The organism is Streptococcus mitis (assembly GCF_001579045.1).
Classification (GTDB): domain Bacteria; phylum Bacillota; class Bacilli; order Lactobacillales; family Streptococcaceae; genus Streptococcus; species Streptococcus mitis_D.
On sequence record NZ_KQ970264.1, the window covers coordinates 8614 to 24647 of the forward strand.

The window sequence follows — 16034 nt, forward strand, 5'->3', positions numbered from 1 at the left end:
TTTTTTCTAATTTAATTGCTCTAAAAATGTAAACGCTGTAACATTGATATTTAAAGGCATTTCCATGCTATATATATGCAAAGCTTGTTATACAGCTGTTTTCGGCTATGCTATCTATATAGTATAAAAATTTAATATAAATAAAAAACAGATCTTACCTTTTACTTCGGAAAAATCTGTCATTATTTTAAATGGTAGACTGCCTATCCTTACATTTTATAGACAGCGGATTGATGAAAGCTTATTATTAGGTAAAGGGATTATTCCCAAAAAATTCCAACCATAGCTTGCGAACCTTGTCTTTGCTGGTTTCTCTGTATTTTTTTAATTCCAAGAATGCCATCTTGACCGTTAGTGCTAGTCTTTACAACAAGGCCTCAAACTCAACGACAGTCATACCCAACTGCTGGCTAGCAACTTCTGAAGTCAGGAGACCTTGACGGACCATATCTAGGAAGGCAAAGACTCTTCCTTCAACTTTTCCACGCTCCAGTCCCTGTTCAATACCACGTTCTAAACCTTGTTTAATACCTTGTTTAATACCTTCTTCTCGACCACGCTCTAAACCTTTCTCCTCAGCTTGTTCCAAGGCATAGTCCTGTGCTAACAAAGCTTGTTCTTCGCGCATACGTAGTTGACTAAACATTTTCCTGTCCTCCTCGGACCAGCTCTTGTAGTCTAGCAGTTGGTCTGCTTGGCTAATGACTCGCTCGGGTTGTTGAGTAAAGGGTTTATTCCCAAAAAACTCTAACCATGGTTTGCGAATACTATCTTTGCTGGTTTCTCTGTATTTTTTTAATTCCAAGAATGCCATCTTGACCAAATGGTTTTCTTGTCCATTATTGGTTATGGTTAAGACCTCACCTGTCGTGTCCTCACGCATACTAAAGCTATGAAAAGCTAAATCATCTGAGAAATAATTGCTGTCCACGATAGCAATAGCATATACTGGTGCAATATGTTTGTAACTTTGGTGTGTGTCACCTTCTCGTTGGCGAATTTTTTCTAGGTTTTGATTAACCTGACTGCACAGATACGCCCACAGGCGATTAATGAAAAAATTCTGATGATGAACTTGAATCTCAATGATTACTTGGGTTCCATTATCCAACTCCGCCAAGACATCTATGCTAGTATAGAAATCCTGCGCCGAGTAGGGTAGAGAAGGCAAGACATGAATATTGCTCCCTTCCAAAATGGTTACATTTTTGGCTGGTAAATCCAGCATATCGCGAATAAATTGACAAGTGATCTCTGGATTGCTAAAGATTTTCTTAGCAACCAAGTCATTGGTTGGGCTAATGCCCGGATGACGTAAGGTCATATTTGCTCTCCTTTCATTATAGCACATTTTTTAATCTAATTTACTAGATTTGATGCTTCTATCTATTTATTCGGAAAAAAGGAAAAAATAGAAAGAGTAGAGAAAATTAGGAGAAATTTCAAACTATATTATTTATCTGAAAGTGAAAGGCATCCACTATAGATATTATAACCCTGATAAAAAACAAAAGAGCTAGCCTAAGCTAACTCTTATCCTATGCGGAGAGAGGGACTTGAACCCTCACGACCTAAAGCGGTCACAGGATCCTTAGTCCTGCGCGTCTGCCAATTCCGCCATCCCCGCGTCGATTACTTTACTAGTATATCAACTTTTGGGATGCTTGTCAACACTTTTTTCAAAATTTTTCATTTCATCAACCAAATTACTCAGAAAGTTCATTTAGATTTTCATCTACTAACTTAGCTCCAAGTGTATTTTTGAAATGACCTAGGGCAAATTGGTGATTTTCAGGCCAGATGGAAGCAACAGCTGGTTGAACAATCTCGATATCATATCCTAGATTATAGGCATCTATAGCTGTATGCAGGACACAGATATCCGTCAAGACACCTGTTAAGATAACGGTAGACACTCTCCGCTCTCTCAAACGGATATCCAGGTCAGTCCCTGAAAAAGCTGAGTAATGGCGTTTATCCATCCAAAAGACACGACTGTCTGAAGCATGCTCTTGATAAAAGATCCCCAAATCTCCGTATAAATTGCGTCCACTAGTCCCAATCAAATTGTGAGGAGGAAACAGCTTGCTTTCTGGATGAAAACAATCATTTTCCTCGTGCGCATCAATAGTAAAGAAGATGTAATCCCCTCGTTCAAAAGCTAATCGAGTCACCTTGCTAATAGCTTCTGAAATTGCCTGAGCTGGAGCCCCTGCTGTCAATTTACCACTATCAGCAACAAAATCTTCCGTATAGTCAATCGAAATCAAAGCCTTAGTCATTAGTAATCTCTTTTCTTCACTTCTTCAAAAATATCTGAAATCAAGACCTTAAGATAGGTTCCCTTCATTCCAAGCGAGCGACTTTCAATAATCCCAGCGGACTCAAGTTTACGAAGGGCATTGACAATCACAGAGCGGGTAATTCCGATACGGTCTGCGATTACAGACGCAGTTAACTGCCCTTCATTTCCATTTAATTCTCCTAAAATTGCTGAAACAGCACGGAGTTCGGAATAAGACAGAGTATTAACCGCCATGGTAACAGCAGTACGGCGACGGATATTTTTCTCATCTTCTTCACGCTGGAAGTTGAGGAGTTGAATCCCAACCACGGTACTGGCAATCTCAACAAGAATCAAATCTTCATCTTCAAATTTCTTATCATTGCGCCAAATAATCAAAGAACCAAGGCGAATCCCCGATACATGAATCGGTGCAATAGTCGTCAAGCCTTCTGGAAAATCATCTCTACTCTCAACAGGAAAAATACTCATATCATGCTCAACAGGCAAGTTTGCTTCTGTTTCGTAAATCATATTAGCCCCTTGAACGTAGTCATCTGGGAAAATCTTAGTTTGGAAGAATTGCTCTACACGATCTGTATTTGTTTTATAACGCATAAAATAGCCAAGCAGACGTCCCTTACTATTGATAATGCAGGCATTGCAATGAATAATATCCGCTAACTGACGCGTAATAGCGTTGTAAGGAAGCTCATCCTGCAACTGCTCCTCTGAGCGCTTTAAAATTGATGTAATCTTTCTTGTTTTTTCTAATAAATGTGCCATTTTTCACCTCGAATTTAATCGCTATCATTATAACATAAACAGCTTGAATTTTCAATTATTATCTGAAAATTGCTTATTTAATTGCAATTTGAAAAAACAAGAATATTTTTAATTAAATTGCTTTTTTCTATTGACAAGCCCCCTATTTTTGTGTATTATAATATTACAAGAAGATAATATAGCTATTTTATCTATCTTTCTTTTTCCATTCGGTCTCCTTATATAAAAAAGCGATTCATTTTGAACCGCTTTTTCTTATTTATCGCCCTTGTTACGAATCACAAAGCCTGTTTTCTTTTCGCTTGAAGTAGTGCGTGGTTTTTTATTATCCTTACGATAACGTTTTTCCTTATCAAAACGATCGTTGCCACGACTTCCTTTTTTGAAATCATCACGGCGACCACCACGACGGTTGTCTCCACGGCGATTATCACGACGATCATCTCCACGACGATCTCCCTTAGCTTTACCACCAAAGCCATTACCTGATGGTTTAAATGGCAGTGGTTTTTCACGCGCAATCTCCACTTCTGGAAGACTATCTGGATCTTGAACAGTCAGACTCAAGATATACATTGCCAATTCTTCTGGAGTAAATTCGGCAGCTAGCTTACGAGCATCCTTACCAAATTTCTCAAAGTTGGCACGAATGGTTTCATCTGCAAAATCACGTTCGATTTTCTTGAGAGCTACCTGTTTTTTAGCTTGGAAGGCTTCTTCTGCACTTGCAGGTTTGAGACCTTTCATGCGTTTCTTGGTCAAGTTTTCAATGATTTGGAGGTAGCCCATTTCGTTTGGAGCAACAAAGGTAATAGACTGACCTGACTTACCAGCACGACCTGTACGACCGATACGGTGAACATAACTTTCAGGATCTTGTGGAATATCATAGTTATAGACATGGGTCACACCTGAAATATCCAAGCCACGCGCTGCAACGTCTGTCGCTACTAAAACATCGAGATTGCCATTTTTAAAGTCACGAAGGACACGCAGACGTTTGTTTTGGTCCAAATCACCATGAATTCCCTCTGCACGGAAGCCACGAATTTTCAGACCACGAGTCAATTCATCTACACGGCGTTTTGTACGACCAAATACGATAGCAAGCTCTGGTTGTTCCACATCCATAAGACGAGTCATGGTATCAAATTTTTCTTGTTCCTTAACTCGGATATAGTATTGGTCAACCAATTCTGTTGTCAATTCCTTAGCCGCAATCTTCACATGCTCAGGTTCTTTCATAAACTGAACACCGATACGTTTGATAGCATCTGGCATAGTTGCTGAGAAAAGCAAAGTTTGACGGTTTTCAGGGACACGAGAAATGATAGCTTCGATATCTTCAAGGAAGCCCATGTTAAGCATTTCATCCGCTTCGTCAAGGATAAGAGTTTCAATGTCTTGTAATTTCAAGGCCTTGCGTTTAATCAAGTCCAAGAGGCGACCTGGAGTTCCCACCACGATATGGGCACCAGATTTAAGAGCCTTAATTTGCTTTTCAATGCTTGATCCGCCATATACTGAACGGACTTTGACTCCCTTACTACGACCAAAGCGGAAGAGTTCTTCTTGACTTTGGACAGCGAGTTCACGAGTTGGAGCGATGACCAAGGCTTGAATGGTCGCTTCTTCTGTACGGATTTTTTCAAGGGTAGGCAAGCCGAAGGCTGCAGTTTTTCCTGTACCAGTCTGAGCTTGACCGATAACATCCTTACCTTCTAAAGCCAAGGGAATAGTTTGTTCTTGGATTGGACTAGCTTCTACAAAACCAGCTTTTTCAATCTCTGCTAGCAAATCAGCAGACAAGTTTAATTTATTAAATTTCACGTTATTCTTCTTTCTAAAGGTGGTGCGAAGCCACCCTATAGGGCTTAGTTTATACTTTTCTTTTTATGACGTACTTTCATATACTGGATACAAAATCGTGTTGCTTCTTTTCCACAAAAGAAAAGTACTGTTTTCTTTGCAACCTATCTAGTATAACACAAGACCAGAGCAAAAGATAGTTAAATCCGTCGATAAAGTCATGTAAACGATTTTCCTTAGAACTTTCAGTCTAGCTTTCGACTTGCTTTTCTTTTTTCCTTTCGCCAATCGGTCACCCCCTCAATCATACTAACTCCTCTAAGTATATCAAAATTCACTAAAAAAGACCCAAACCAACTGGTTTAAGCCTTCATTATATTAAATAGCGTCTCCACCACGTTCACCAGTACGAATGCGGACAACATCATCAATAGGAACAATAAAAATCTTCCCATCACCAACTTCTCCTGTCGCCACGGCGCTCCGAATGGCATCAACAACTTCGTCAACTGCCATATCCTTAACTACAATTTCAACCTTAACCTTAGCTAATAAGGTGGGAACAATGCGCTGTCCACGAACAAACTCTGCAAAGCCACGTTGATTACCGTATCCTAGTACTTGCATCACAGTCATCCCTTTGGCCAAACCACTACCAGTCAAGGCATTTTTCAAATCTTCCAATTTATCCGAACGAATAATCGCTTCTATTTTTTTCATCAGTATCCTCCTACGAATCCATACCCATAAAGGTTGGGTAGGCTGTTTCCTTGTGTTCACAGTCATCAAGACCAATAGCCTCATCACGGTCACTAACACGTAAAGGCATATAATGAGCAATTACTTTAATAATACCATAGGTCACAAGAGCAGACCAAATAGCTGTAAAGATAATAGCCAAGATGGTCACAATAAACAGATGGGCCTTTCCATAAATTAAGCCAATATTGGCCTTATCTAGGGCTAAATCTGGTGTCGTAAAAATCGCAGTAGCCAAACCACCAAAGATGCCTCCGACACCATGGCAACCAAAAGCATCCAAAGCATCATCATAGGCAAAATGCTTCTTCAAGACTGAAATAGCATAGAAACAAATCGGACTAACCATAAGACCAATTAGAATGGCACTCCAAATTGAAACAAAACCTGCTCCAGGTGTGATGGCAACAAGTCCGGCCACTAACCCAGTCGAACCACCGACCAAAGAGGGATGACCTGTCACATATTTTTCAAGAGCTAGCCATGAAAACATGGATGCAGCTGCTGAAACATGGGTGGTTACTAGCGCGTGAACTGCCAAGCCATTAGCAGCCAAGGCTGATCCTGCATTGAAACCAAACCAACCAAACCATAAGAGACCCGCTCCCAATAGGACAAAAGGAACATTATGAGGACGGTGTTCTAAAATGCCAAAATCACGACGTTTACCAACAACGATGGCCAGAACCAAAGCCGATACACCCGAGGTAATATGAACCACATCACCACCTGCGAAGTCAATTGTCCCCCATTTAGCAAGGAGCCCTTCGTCCCAAACCATATGTGCAAATGGATAGTAGACAAGAAGTAACCAAAAGACAACAAAGATGGCTAAAGGTGTAAAGCGCATCCTTCCTACCACTGAACCCGTCAAAATCGCCACACAGATAATTGAAAACATCATCTGGAAAGCAGCAAACAGCATATCAGGAATGGTTAGACCACGGCTTGAGGCCGTTTCAGACACACCATTTAAAAAAAGGTGACTAAAATTACCGAAGAAATTCCCATGACCGCCAAAAGAAAGCGAGTAGCCAGCAACAATCCACAAGAGAGAAGCTATAGCTAAGGGAAGAACAGACATCATCATGGTATTGATAACATTCTTACGACGTCCGAGCCCACCATAGAAGAAGGCCAAGGCCGGTGTCATCAAACAAACCATGGCTGAACAAATCAATATAAAGGCACTACTACCTGTATCCATGAAACCACTCCAATTCATAATTTATTTTGTGTTAGATAATATAACATAAAATTACGATAAAGACAAGTGTATTTACGGAATTTTTTGATAATTCTCTATTTTCTGACATCTTTCCTGAGAAAATGAGGCTGAAATTTCCACTATTTCATAAACTTTTTTAAAGCGTAGCAGAATTGTGCAAAAGTTTTTTTCTTGTGCTAGAATGTAATTCGAATAGGAGGAAGATAAATGTTAACATACGATTTAATTGTTATTGGATTTGGTAAGGCTGGTAAAACACTAGCAGGTAAATTGGCTTCAGCTGGCAAAAAAGTTGCCCTCGTTGAACGTAGCAAAGCTATGTACGGTGGAACTTGTATCAACATCGGATGTATCCCAACTAAGACTTTGCTAGTTGCTGCTGAGAAGGACTTGTCTTTTGAAGAAGTGATTGCTACCAAAAACACTATCACTGGTCGCCTTAACGGTAAAAACTATGCGACTGTTGCTGGTACAGGCGTGGATATCTTTGATGCGGAAGCTCACTTCCTTTCAAATAAAGTCATCGAAATCCAAGCTGGTGATGAAAAGAAAGAACTGACTGCTGAAACAATCGTCATCAACACTGGTGCTGTTTCAAACGTCTTGCCAATCCCTGGACTTGCTACAAGCAAAAACGTCTTTGACTCAACAGGTATCCAAAACTTGGACAAATTGCCTGAAAAACTTGGAGTCCTTGGTGGTGGAAATATCGGTCTGGAATTTGCTGGCCTTTACAACAAACTTGGAAGCAAAGTCACAGTCCTAGATGCTTTGGATACTTTCCTACCTCGTGCAGAACCTTCCATCGCAGCTCTTGCTAAGCAATACATGGAAGAAGACGGTATTGAATTGCTTCAAAACATCCGTACTACTGAAATTAAAAATGACGGTGAACAAGTGCTTGTCGTAACTGAAAACGAAACTTACCGTTTCGATGCCCTTCTCTACGCAACTGGACGTAAACCCAACGTAGAACCACTTCAACTTGAAAATACAGATATTGAATTAACTGAACGTGGTGCTATTAAAGTAGACAAACATTGTCAAACAAACGTTCCTGGTGTCTTTGCAGTTGGAGATGTCAACGGTGGCCTTCAATTTACTTACATTTCACTTGATGACTTCCGTGTTGTATACAGCTACCTTGCTGGAGATGGCAGCTACACACTTGAAGACCGTCTCAATGTACCAAATACTATGTTCATCACACCTGCCCTTTCACAAGTTGGTTTGACTGAAAGCCAAGCAGCTGATTTGAAACTTCCATACGCTGTTAAGGAAATCCCTGTTGCAGCAATGCCTCGTGGTCACGTAAACGGAGACCTTCGAGGAGCTTTCAAAGCTGTGGTTAATACTGAAACAAAAGAAATTCTTGGAGCAAGCATCTTCTCAGAAGGTTCTCAAGAAATCATCAACATCATCACTGTTGCTATGGACAACAAGATTCCTTACACTTACTTCACAAAACAAATCTTCACTCACCCAACCTTGGCTGAGAACTTGAATGACTTGTTTGCGATTTAAGTTGAAATCTCATCTTAACTGACAGCCCTCTTTGGGCTGTTTTTGCTTCTGCGAAACACCAAATCTGTCTTTTTCCTCTTTTGTGATATAATAGAAACATGAAATTAAAAACTACTTTGGGCCTTCTTGCTGGGCGTTCTTCCCACTTCGTTTTAAGTCGTCTTGGCCGTGGAAGTACGCTCCCAGGAAAAGTCGCCCTTCAATTTGATAGAGATATTTTACAAAACCTAGCTAAGAACTACGAGATTGTCGTGGTCACTGGGACCAATGGAAAAACCCTGACAACTGCCCTGACTGTCGGTATTTTAAAAGAGGTTTATGGTCAAGTTCTGACCAATCCAAGCGGTGCCAACATGATCACAGGAATTGCGACAACTTTCTTGACTGCCAAATCTTCTAAAACTGGGAAAAATATTGCCGTCCTCGAAATCGACGAAGCCAGTCTATCTCGTATCTGTGACTATATCCAGCCAAGCTTATTTGTTATCACGAATATCTTCCGTGACCAGATGGATCGCTATGGTGAGATTTACACAACTTATAAGATGATTTTGGATGCCATTCGTAAAGTGCCTACTGCCACTGTTCTCCTTAATGGAGACAGTCCACTTTTCTACAAGCCAGCTATTCCAAATCCTGTACAGTATTTTGGTTTTGACTTGGAGAAAGGTCCAGCTCAGCTGGCTCACTATAATACCGAAGGAATCCTCTGCCCTGACTGCCAAGGAATCCTCAAATATGAGCGTAATACCTATGCAAACTTGGGTGCCTATATCTGTGAAGGTTGCGGATGTAAACGTCCTGATCTCGACTATCGCTTGACAGAATTGGTTGAGTTAACCAACAATCGCTCTCGCTTTGTCATTGACGGGCAAGAATACGGTATTCAAATCGGTGGACTCTACAATATCTACAACGCCCTAGCTGCGGTTGCCATCGCCCGTTTTCTCGGTGCAGATTCACAACTCATCAAACAGGGATTTGATAAGAGCCGTGCTGTCTTTGGACGCCAAGAAACCTTCCATATCGGTGACAAGGAATGTACCCTCGTCTTGATTAAAAATCCAGTCGGTGCAACCCAAGCTATCGAAATGATTAAACTAGCTCCTTATCCATTTAGCCTATCTGTTCTCCTTAATGCCAACTATGCTGATGGGATTGATACTAGCTGGATCTGGGATGCTGATTTTGAACAAATCACTGAGATGGATATTCCAGAAATCAACGCTGGCGGTGTTCGCCATTCTGAAATCGCTCGTCGTCTACGAGTAACAGGCTATCCAGCTGAGAAAATCACTGAAACAAGTAGTCTGGAGCAAGTTCTCAAAACAATTGAGAACCAAGACTGCAAGCATGCCTATATCCTAGCAACTTATACTGCTATGCTGGAATTCCGCGAACTGCTGGCTAGTCGTCAGATTGTTAGAAAGGAGATGAACTAATGGTTTATACTTCACTTTCCTCAAAAGCTGGCAATTACCCTTATCAGCTCAACATTGCCCACCTCTACGGAAATCTCATGAATACCTATGGGGACAATGGAAACATCCTCATGCTCAAGTATGTGGCTGAAAAACTGGGAGCCCATGTGACAGTTGACATCGTTTCTCTCCATGATGACTTTGATGAAAATCACTACGACGTTGCCTTTTTCGGTGGTGGCCAAGACTTTGAACAGAGTATTATTGCAGACGATCTACCTGCTAAAAAAGAGAGTATTGACAACTACATCCAAAACGACGGTGTGGTTCTCGCTATATGCGGTGGTTTCCAACTATTGGGTCAGTATTATGTTGAAGCTTCAGGCAAACGCATCGAAGGGCTAGGGGTCATGGGACATTATACCCTTAATCAAGCCAACAACCGTTTTATCGGTGACATCAAGATTCACAATGAAGATTTCGATGAAACCTACTATGGATTTGAAAACCATCAGGGCCGTACCTTCCTCTCTGATGACCAAAAACCACTGGGACAGGTTGTCTATGGAAATGGAAACAATGAAGAAAAGGTTGGTGAAGGGGTCCATTACAAGAATGTCTTTGGTTCCTACTTCCACGGGCCTATCCTCTCTCGTAATGCCAATCTGGCTTATCGCCTAGTCACTACTGCCCTCAAGAAAAAATATGGTCAGGACATCCAACTCCCTGCTTATGAGGACATTCTCAGCCAAGAAATCGCTGAAGAATACAGTGATGTCAAAAGCAAGGCTGACTTTTCTTAAACAAAGGAAAATGATATCAAAGAACTCCGTTATCTTGTCGGAGTTCTTTTTGTCTGTTCTTTTACCCTTCTCCCTTGCATTTTCTCTCATTTTTTGCCAAAATAGAGGGGTAGAAAGAAGGTAGCATATGTCTAAATTACAACAAATCGTAACATATCTTGAATCAGAAAAACTAGACGTCGCTGTCGTATCTGACCCCGTCACAATCAATTACCTCACTGGCTTTTACAGTGATCCCCATGAACGCCAAATGTTCCTCTTTGTTCTAGCGGATCAGGAACCCCTCCTCTTTGTCCCAGCCCTTGAAGTAGAACGTGCAAGTAGCACTGTTTCCTTCCCAGTTGTGGGCTATGTGGATTCTGAAAATCCATGGCAAAAAATGAAACATGCTCTTCCACAACTTGACTTCAAACGTGTCGCTGTTGAGTTTGACAATCTCATCTTGACCAAATATCATGGCTTGAAAATAGTCTTTGAAGCTGCTGAGTTTGAAAACCTCACACCTCGTATCCAACGCATGCGCCTCATCAAATCAGCTGACGAAGTGCAAAAAATGATGGTTGCAGGTCTCTATGCGGACAAGGCTGTTAAGGTTGGTTTTGACAATATTTCTCTTGATAAGACGGAGACAGATATTATTGCCCAAATTGACTTTGCTATGAAACGTGAAGGTTATGAAATGAGCTTTGATACCATGGTCTTGACTGGTGATAATGCTGCAAATCCACACGGCATTCCAGCAGCAAACAAAGTTGAAAATAACGCCCTTCTCCTCTTTGACCTTGGTGTTCTAGTCAACGGCTATGCGTCAGATATGACTCGTACAGTCGCAGTCGGCAAACCTGACCAATTCAAGAAAGACATTTATAACTTGACTCTTGAAGCCCAACAAGCTGCTCTTGACTTTATCAAACCAGGTGTGACTGCCCATGAAGTGGACCGTGCTGCCCGTGAGGTCATCGAAAAAGCTGGTTACGGCGAGTACTTCAACCACCGTCTCGGTCACGGTATCGGTATGGATGTCCACGAATTCCCATCCATCATGGAAGGAAACGACTTGGTTATCGAAGAAGGCATGTGCTTCTCTGTTGAACCTGGTGTCTATATCCCTGGTAAAGTCGGTGTCCGTATCGAAGACTGCGGTGTTGTTACCAAGGATGGCTTTGACCTCTTTACAAGCACCAGCAAAGACTTGCTTTATTTTGATTAATATTCATCTAATACTCAATGAAAATCAAAAAGCAAACTAGGAAACTAGCCGCAGGTTGCTCAAAACACTGTTTTGAGGTTGTAGATGGAACTGATGTAGTCAGTAACCATATCTACGGCAAGGCGACGTTGACGAGGTTTGAAGAGATTTTCGAAGAGTATAAAATCTTCCCACAATAAAACGCATACTATCAAGGTTTCAATACCTGATACTATGCGTTTTTTCTAATTCTTAGGACTTTCTCCACATCCTCTTTACTTAATCTTCTTGATACTTTGACTAATAATAAACCCTACAATCATTCCTACCATATTTTGCATGAAATTTGGTAGGATTTCTGGTAGGGCTGCAGCCCAGCCATTCATCAATGTAGAACCCAAGGCGTAACCCCCTACCATGGCAATCGTTGCTAAGATAAGGCCTAACCACTGAGTTTTTCCTTTAAATCCTGCGAAAAATCCCTGCAAGCCATGGTTGACCAAGCTAAAGAACATCCACTGAGGATAGCCTGATAAGAGGTCAATCAAGAAACCTGCCAGTCCTCCGACTACAGCCCCTTCACGACTACCAAAGTAGAAGGCCGTAAAGAAGACACCTGCATCTAAGAGTGTTAGAATGCCTGTCGGTGTTGGAATTTTTAAGAAATAACCTAGAACCACAGAGAGGGCGGTTAATAGGGATACAAGGGCGATTTTAGTTGTTTTGCTTTGCTTCATATTGTCTTACTCCATACTGATCTGCTTGTGCAATGGCACGGTAAACGAAAGCCTTAGAGCTTTCTACTGCTGGCAAAAGTTCATCACCTTTAACCAAGTGACTGGCAATGCTGGAGGCAAAGGTACAACCTGCACCAGCATTTTGGCCTTGGATAACTGGATTTTCTAGGACTGTAAAGTTTTGTCCATCATAAAAGACATCCACAGCCTTGTCCTGACTAAGGCGATTGCCTCCCTTGATAATGACTGCTGGCGCGCCTAAGTCATGCAATTTCTGAGCTGCAGTTTTCATGTCTTCAAGGGTTTTAATCTCTTGATCTGCTAGTAATTCTGCTTCAGGAAGATTAGGCGTAATCACACTGACATAAGGGAAAAAGCGAATCAACTCTTGGCAGAGCTCACTTACAGCTACATCGTGCGTTTCCTTGCAGACCAAGACAGGATCCAATACCACAGGCACTCCTGGGCATTGCTTGATAAAGTCCAAGGCCTTCTCAGCCACACTGACAGTAGGAAGAAGACCAATCTTAATTCCCCCAAACTCCACATCACGCAAGCTATCTAATTCATGTTGAAAAATGGTATCGTCAGTTGGAAAGACTTCAAAGCCCTTTTCCGTCAAGGCTGTCAAACAAGTCACTGCTACAAAGCCATGCAAGCCGTTCAAGGTATAGGTAGCCAAATCAGCGGACAAACCACCACCACTAAAAATATCATTTCCTGAAAGTGCTAAAATACGATTATTCTTCATAACGAATCTCCTTTAAATACAAACCATTAGGTGCTGCAGTGGGACCTGCAAGTTGCCTGTCCTTTTTCTCCAAGATCAGATCAATCTGCTCTACTGGCATTCGATTATTTCCGATTTTGAGCAGTGTCCCCACCATATTACGAATCTGCTTATACAAGAAACCATTTCCTGAAAAGGTAAAGGTCAAAAATTGTCCTGTCTCATCAACCCTAAGACTAGCTTCGGTAATAGTGCGAACCTTGTCTTCCACACTGGTTCCAGAGGCTGTAAAGCCTGTGAAATCGTGGGTTCCTTCTAGCTTTTTGATTGCAATCTGCATGCGTTCCACATCGAGTTTGTAGGGAAAGTGAGTGGCATAATGACGGTGAATAGGATTTTTGGGACGTCCTCTATCCACAATAAACTCATAGGTCTTGCTATGTTTAGCATAACGGCAATGAAAATCATCCGCCACAAGCTCAATCGAAATCACATCAATATCTTCAGGGGACTGAGTGTCTAGAGCAAAACGGAGCTTCTCCTCATCCATTTGATAGGGCAAGTCAAAATGAATCACCTGTCCCAAAGCATGAACCCCACTATCTGTCCTACCAGCACCGTGAACAGTAATGGCTTGCCCTTTATTTAACCTGGTCAAGGTTTTTTCAATTTCTTCCTGAACGCTACGCGCATGGGGCTGGCGCTGAAAACCAGCAAAGGCGTAACCATCATAGGAAATAGTTGCTTTATATCTCGTCATAACTTCTATTTTATCAAGAAATTAGTCTGTAAACAAGGTCCTAAATCAAATAGTGTCTGGGTACAATATTTCCAAAAAGAAAAACTTAGGAAAACAATCCTAAGCTCTCTTTTGAAGTAGGTACATGACAAAGATAGAGGTTACAATTAACCAAGATCCTAAGATAGCAAAGACCAACATCCCATTGTGAGTTAGTAAGCCAATCGCACCTAGAACGAATGGAGTCGTAAAGGCTCCGAAACTACAGCCTAAAACTGCAAATGAAGTGGCTTGATTGAGGAGTTTAGCTGGAATTCTTTCAGAGACAAGTTGAAAGATCGTCGTCAAGGCTACACTGTAGGCAAAACCAGCCAGAATGCTTCCTGCCACTACCACCCACAAGGATGGAGACAAGGCAATCACAATTTGCCCTAAGCCAAAGGTAATACCTGACCAGAGGAGCAGTTTCTCTTTAAAGATAGAAATCAAGAAAGAGAAACTCAACCCAGCCACAATCCCAATCAACTGCATGACACTAAGAACAAAACTAGATAACCGGGCATCTCCAAGTCCTCTTTCCACCATCAAACTTGGAATACGGATAGTAATAGCCGTATTGGTACAAACTACCACTGCTGCTTCTATAGCTAGGATAAAAATCAAGCCTTTCATTTCCCGAGTTAAACGACTTGCTTCCTTCGTTTTTTTCTTGACTTCTTTCTTTTCTTTTCCATAAGGGACAAAGAGCAGATAAAGGGTCAGCACCAAAAATCCAGCACTATAGGCTAGGAAGGTAGCTGTCCAACCAAAGGCCAACAACTGGCCGACTGCCAAGGTAATGAGAGAAGCCCCAACAACCTCTGCAGAACCGCGTAGCCCTAACATCTGAATTCGCATTTTTCCTTGATAGCGTTCACTGATAATCGAAATAGCCTTGGCATTGATCATCCCAACTCCTAAACCAAAAAGAATCCGTGTTCCAAAGACAAAGGGGTAGGCTTGATACCAGAAGGGAGCCGTTCCACTCAGTGATAAAATCAGCAATCCCAAACTAATCTGTAATCGCTCAGGAAATATTTTTTCTAAGAAACCATTTAGTAGTAACATAATCATGATCCCAAAGGATGGCAAGCTCGCCAAGAGCTCAATTTGTTCCTTAGGATAACCTTGATAATAGTCAAACATGGCTGGCAGGGCACTCGAGATGGAAAAGGAGGTAATCAAAACGAGGGAGAGAGCCAAAATACTGGCCCGTTCTAAAAATTGTTTCATGAAATCTCTTTCTATATTTCTCTTAATCTACTTTTTTGATAGTTATCAAACAAGCAAGAAAAGAAGAAGCCTCTTTAGTGTATAGACTCCTTCTTAAACTCGAAAATGAATCCCTTGTGTCTTAGGATGACTTTCTCTTGATTTGCTTGATAAAGTAGAAGATAAATCCTGCCACCATATAGGCAACAAAGATAATCAGACACCACTTGAACACGACATCCCACCCCTTGTTCACATTCAAAAAGAAGTAAGGGAAGGGACTGACCTTAGAATTAGGAACATCAAGTTTCAGTACCAAGCCATTAAAAAGAGCAAAAATCATATAAAGCAAGGGTAAAATCGTCCACACAATTGGATCCCAAATCTTGTATTGACCCTGTTTGTCAAAAAAGAGGGTATCTGCTAAAAACCAGAGGGGAACGATATAGTGACAAAGGAAATTTTCTAGGGTATAGAAATTAGTCGCAATAGGCGCTAAGAGGAAATGGTAAATCACACAGGTAATCATGATACTCATGGTGACTCCACCTTTTAGACGCAAGAGACTTGGCCTTTGCCAGTTTTCACCTAAACGGCTCATAACCTTTAGAAGATAAAGGGTAAAAATAGTTACCAAGAGGTTGGACAGAACCGTATAATAGAGCAGCATCCCAAATCCACCATGCTTGGCGATTTCAAGATAAACTCCCGTAAAAGCCGCTAGAAACAAGAAGATACGGCTATAAAATGTAAGTTTGTAGTTCTTTGACATGT

General features: G+C 41.3%; 16 protein-coding genes and 1 tRNA gene. 5 read left to right on the forward strand and 12 right to left on the reverse strand.

Going from position 1 to position 16034, the window contains the following annotated elements; all coding sequences use genetic code 11:
* Positions 1–364 precede the first annotated feature (364 nt).
* The 7 genes from SMIDD28_RS08465 to SMIDD28_RS08495 all read right to left on the reverse strand — a co-directional run bounded on the left by SMIDD28_RS08465 (position 365) and on the right by SMIDD28_RS08495 (position 6845).
* Entirely contained in the window at positions 365–1324 is a 960-nt protein-coding gene (locus tag SMIDD28_RS08465) for an Rpn family recombination-promoting nuclease/putative transposase (protein WP_061425597.1), read from the reverse strand.
* Positions 1325–1541: 217 nt separating this feature from the next.
* A tRNA-Leu gene (locus SMIDD28_RS08470) sits at positions 1542–1627 on the reverse strand.
* 79 nt (positions 1628–1706) lie between these two features.
* Positions 1707–2282, reverse strand: a complete 576-nt coding sequence (locus SMIDD28_RS08475; RefSeq protein WP_061425598.1) for a cysteine hydrolase family protein — start codon at positions 2280–2282, stop codon at positions 1707–1709.
* Complete coding sequence (gene codY / locus SMIDD28_RS08480; protein ID WP_061425599.1) at positions 2282–3070, reverse strand: GTP-sensing pleiotropic transcriptional regulator CodY; 789 nt, start codon at positions 3068–3070, stop codon at positions 2282–2284. Before codY ends, SMIDD28_RS08475 begins: the two co-directional genes overlap by 1 nt.
* Before the next feature lie 255 nt (positions 3071–3325).
* Entirely contained in the window at positions 3326–4900 is a 1575-nt protein-coding gene (locus tag SMIDD28_RS08485) for a degradosome RNA helicase CshA (protein WP_061425600.1), read from the reverse strand.
* Between the two features lie 357 nt (positions 4901–5257).
* Positions 5258–5599 carry a P-II family nitrogen regulator gene (locus tag SMIDD28_RS08490; RefSeq protein ID WP_000717797.1) on the reverse strand — a complete coding sequence of 114 codons (342 nt, stop codon included), beginning with the start codon at positions 5597–5599 and terminating at the stop codon, positions 5258–5260.
* A gap of 10 nt (positions 5600–5609) precedes the next feature.
* On the reverse strand, positions 5610–6845 hold the full coding sequence (locus SMIDD28_RS08495; protein WP_000379419.1) for an ammonium transporter: 1236 nt from the start codon (positions 6843–6845) through the stop codon (positions 5610–5612).
* A 228-nt stretch (positions 6846–7073) separates the two neighbouring features.
* On the opposite strand from SMIDD28_RS08495, the gene SMIDD28_RS08500 reads away from it, so the two are divergent.
* The 5 genes from SMIDD28_RS08500 (at position 7074) to SMIDD28_RS12310 (ending at position 12003) form a co-directional block, all read left to right on the forward strand.
* Positions 7074–8390, forward strand: a complete 1317-nt coding sequence (locus tag SMIDD28_RS08500) for an FAD-containing oxidoreductase (protein WP_023945448.1) — start codon at positions 7074–7076, stop codon at positions 8388–8390.
* 98 nt (positions 8391–8488) lie between these two features.
* Positions 8489–9832, forward strand: a complete 1344-nt coding sequence (murT, locus tag SMIDD28_RS08505; protein ID WP_061425601.1) for a lipid II isoglutaminyl synthase subunit MurT — start codon at positions 8489–8491, stop codon at positions 9830–9832.
* Entirely contained in the window at positions 9832–10614 is a 783-nt protein-coding gene (gatD, locus tag SMIDD28_RS08510) for a lipid II isoglutaminyl synthase subunit GatD (protein WP_061425602.1), read from the forward strand. The genes murT and gatD overlap by 1 nt, the downstream gene beginning before the upstream one ends.
* Positions 10615–10741: 127 nt before the next feature.
* A complete protein-coding gene (locus SMIDD28_RS08515) occupies positions 10742–11824 on the forward strand; it encodes a M24 family metallopeptidase (protein WP_061425603.1) in 1083 nt (360 codons plus the stop codon).
* Between the two features lie 17 nt (positions 11825–11841).
* Entirely contained in the window at positions 11842–12003 is a 162-nt protein-coding gene (locus tag SMIDD28_RS12310; protein WP_081103269.1) for a hypothetical protein, read from the forward strand.
* 75 nt (positions 12004–12078) lie between these two features.
* On the opposite strand, the gene SMIDD28_RS08520 is transcribed toward SMIDD28_RS12310, so the two are convergent.
* The 5 genes from SMIDD28_RS08520 to SMIDD28_RS08540 all read right to left on the reverse strand — a co-directional run bounded on the left by SMIDD28_RS08520 (position 12079) and on the right by SMIDD28_RS08540 (position 16032).
* Complete coding sequence (locus tag SMIDD28_RS08520) at positions 12079–12540, reverse strand: ECF transporter S component (protein WP_061425604.1); 462 nt, start codon at positions 12538–12540, stop codon at positions 12079–12081.
* Positions 12518–13291, reverse strand: coding sequence for a bifunctional hydroxymethylpyrimidine kinase/phosphomethylpyrimidine kinase (locus tag SMIDD28_RS08525; protein ID WP_061425605.1), 774 nt, complete (start codon positions 13289–13291; stop codon positions 12518–12520). Before SMIDD28_RS08525 ends, SMIDD28_RS08520 begins: the two co-directional genes overlap by 23 nt.
* Positions 13281–14030, reverse strand: coding sequence for a tRNA pseudouridine(38-40) synthase TruA (gene truA, locus SMIDD28_RS08530; RefSeq protein ID WP_061425606.1), 750 nt, complete (start codon positions 14028–14030; stop codon positions 13281–13283). The genes SMIDD28_RS08525 and truA overlap by 11 nt, the downstream gene beginning before the upstream one ends.
* 99 nt (positions 14031–14129) lie before the next feature.
* Positions 14130–15281 (reverse strand): MFS transporter, encoded by a 1152-nt coding sequence (locus SMIDD28_RS08535; RefSeq protein WP_061425607.1) that lies wholly within the window; start codon positions 15279–15281, stop codon positions 14130–14132.
* Between the two features lie 121 nt (positions 15282–15402).
* The gene (locus SMIDD28_RS08540) at positions 15403–16032 is read right to left on the reverse strand and encodes a Pr6Pr family membrane protein (protein WP_061425608.1); all 630 of its coding nucleotides are present in this window, start codon (positions 16030–16032) and stop codon (positions 15403–15405) included.
* Positions 16033–16034: the final 2 nt, after the last annotated feature.

Bases quoted from the DNA above. Each gene is read 5' to 3' on its own strand.
- SMIDD28_RS08515 (WP_061425603.1), top strand. From the start codon at position 10,742: ATGTCTAAATTACAACAAATCGTAACATATCTTGAATCAGAAAAACTA.
- SMIDD28_RS08535 (WP_061425607.1), bottom strand. From the start codon at position 15,281: ATGAAACAATTTTTAGAACGGGCCAGTATTTTGGCTCTCTCCCTCGTT.
- SMIDD28_RS08475 (WP_061425598.1), bottom strand. From the start codon at position 2,282: ATGACTAAGGCTTTGATTTCGATTGACTATACGGAAGATTTTGTTGCT.
- SMIDD28_RS08490 (WP_000717797.1), bottom strand. From the start codon at position 5,599: ATGAAAAAAATAGAAGCGATTATTCGTTCGGATAAATTGGAAGATTTG.
- SMIDD28_RS08465 (WP_061425597.1), bottom strand. From the start codon at position 1,324: ATGACCTTACGTCATCCGGGCATTAGCCCAACCAATGACTTGGTTGCT.
- gatD (WP_061425602.1), top strand. From the start codon at position 9,832: ATGGTTTATACTTCACTTTCCTCAAAAGCTGGCAATTACCCTTATCAG.
- SMIDD28_RS08540 (WP_061425608.1), bottom strand. From the start codon at position 16,032: ATGTCAAAGAACTACAAACTTACATTTTATAGCCGTATCTTCTTGTTT.
- SMIDD28_RS08525 (WP_061425605.1), bottom strand. From the start codon at position 13,291: ATGAAGAATAATCGTATTTTAGCACTTTCAGGAAATGATATTTTTAGT.
- SMIDD28_RS08520 (WP_061425604.1), bottom strand. From the start codon at position 12,540: ATGAAGCAAAGCAAAACAACTAAAATCGCCCTTGTATCCCTATTAACC.
- murT (WP_061425601.1), top strand. From the start codon at position 8,489: ATGAAATTAAAAACTACTTTGGGCCTTCTTGCTGGGCGTTCTTCCCAC.
- SMIDD28_RS12310 (WP_081103269.1), top strand. From the start codon at position 11,842: ATGAAAATCAAAAAGCAAACTAGGAAACTAGCCGCAGGTTGCTCAAAA.
- truA (WP_061425606.1), bottom strand. From the start codon at position 14,030: ATGACGAGATATAAAGCAACTATTTCCTATGATGGTTACGCCTTTGCT.
- SMIDD28_RS08500 (WP_023945448.1), top strand. From the start codon at position 7,074: ATGTTAACATACGATTTAATTGTTATTGGATTTGGTAAGGCTGGTAAA.
- SMIDD28_RS08495 (WP_000379419.1), bottom strand. From the start codon at position 6,845: ATGGATACAGGTAGTAGTGCCTTTATATTGATTTGTTCAGCCATGGTT.
- codY (WP_061425599.1), bottom strand. From the start codon at position 3,070: ATGGCACATTTATTAGAAAAAACAAGAAAGATTACATCAATTTTAAAG.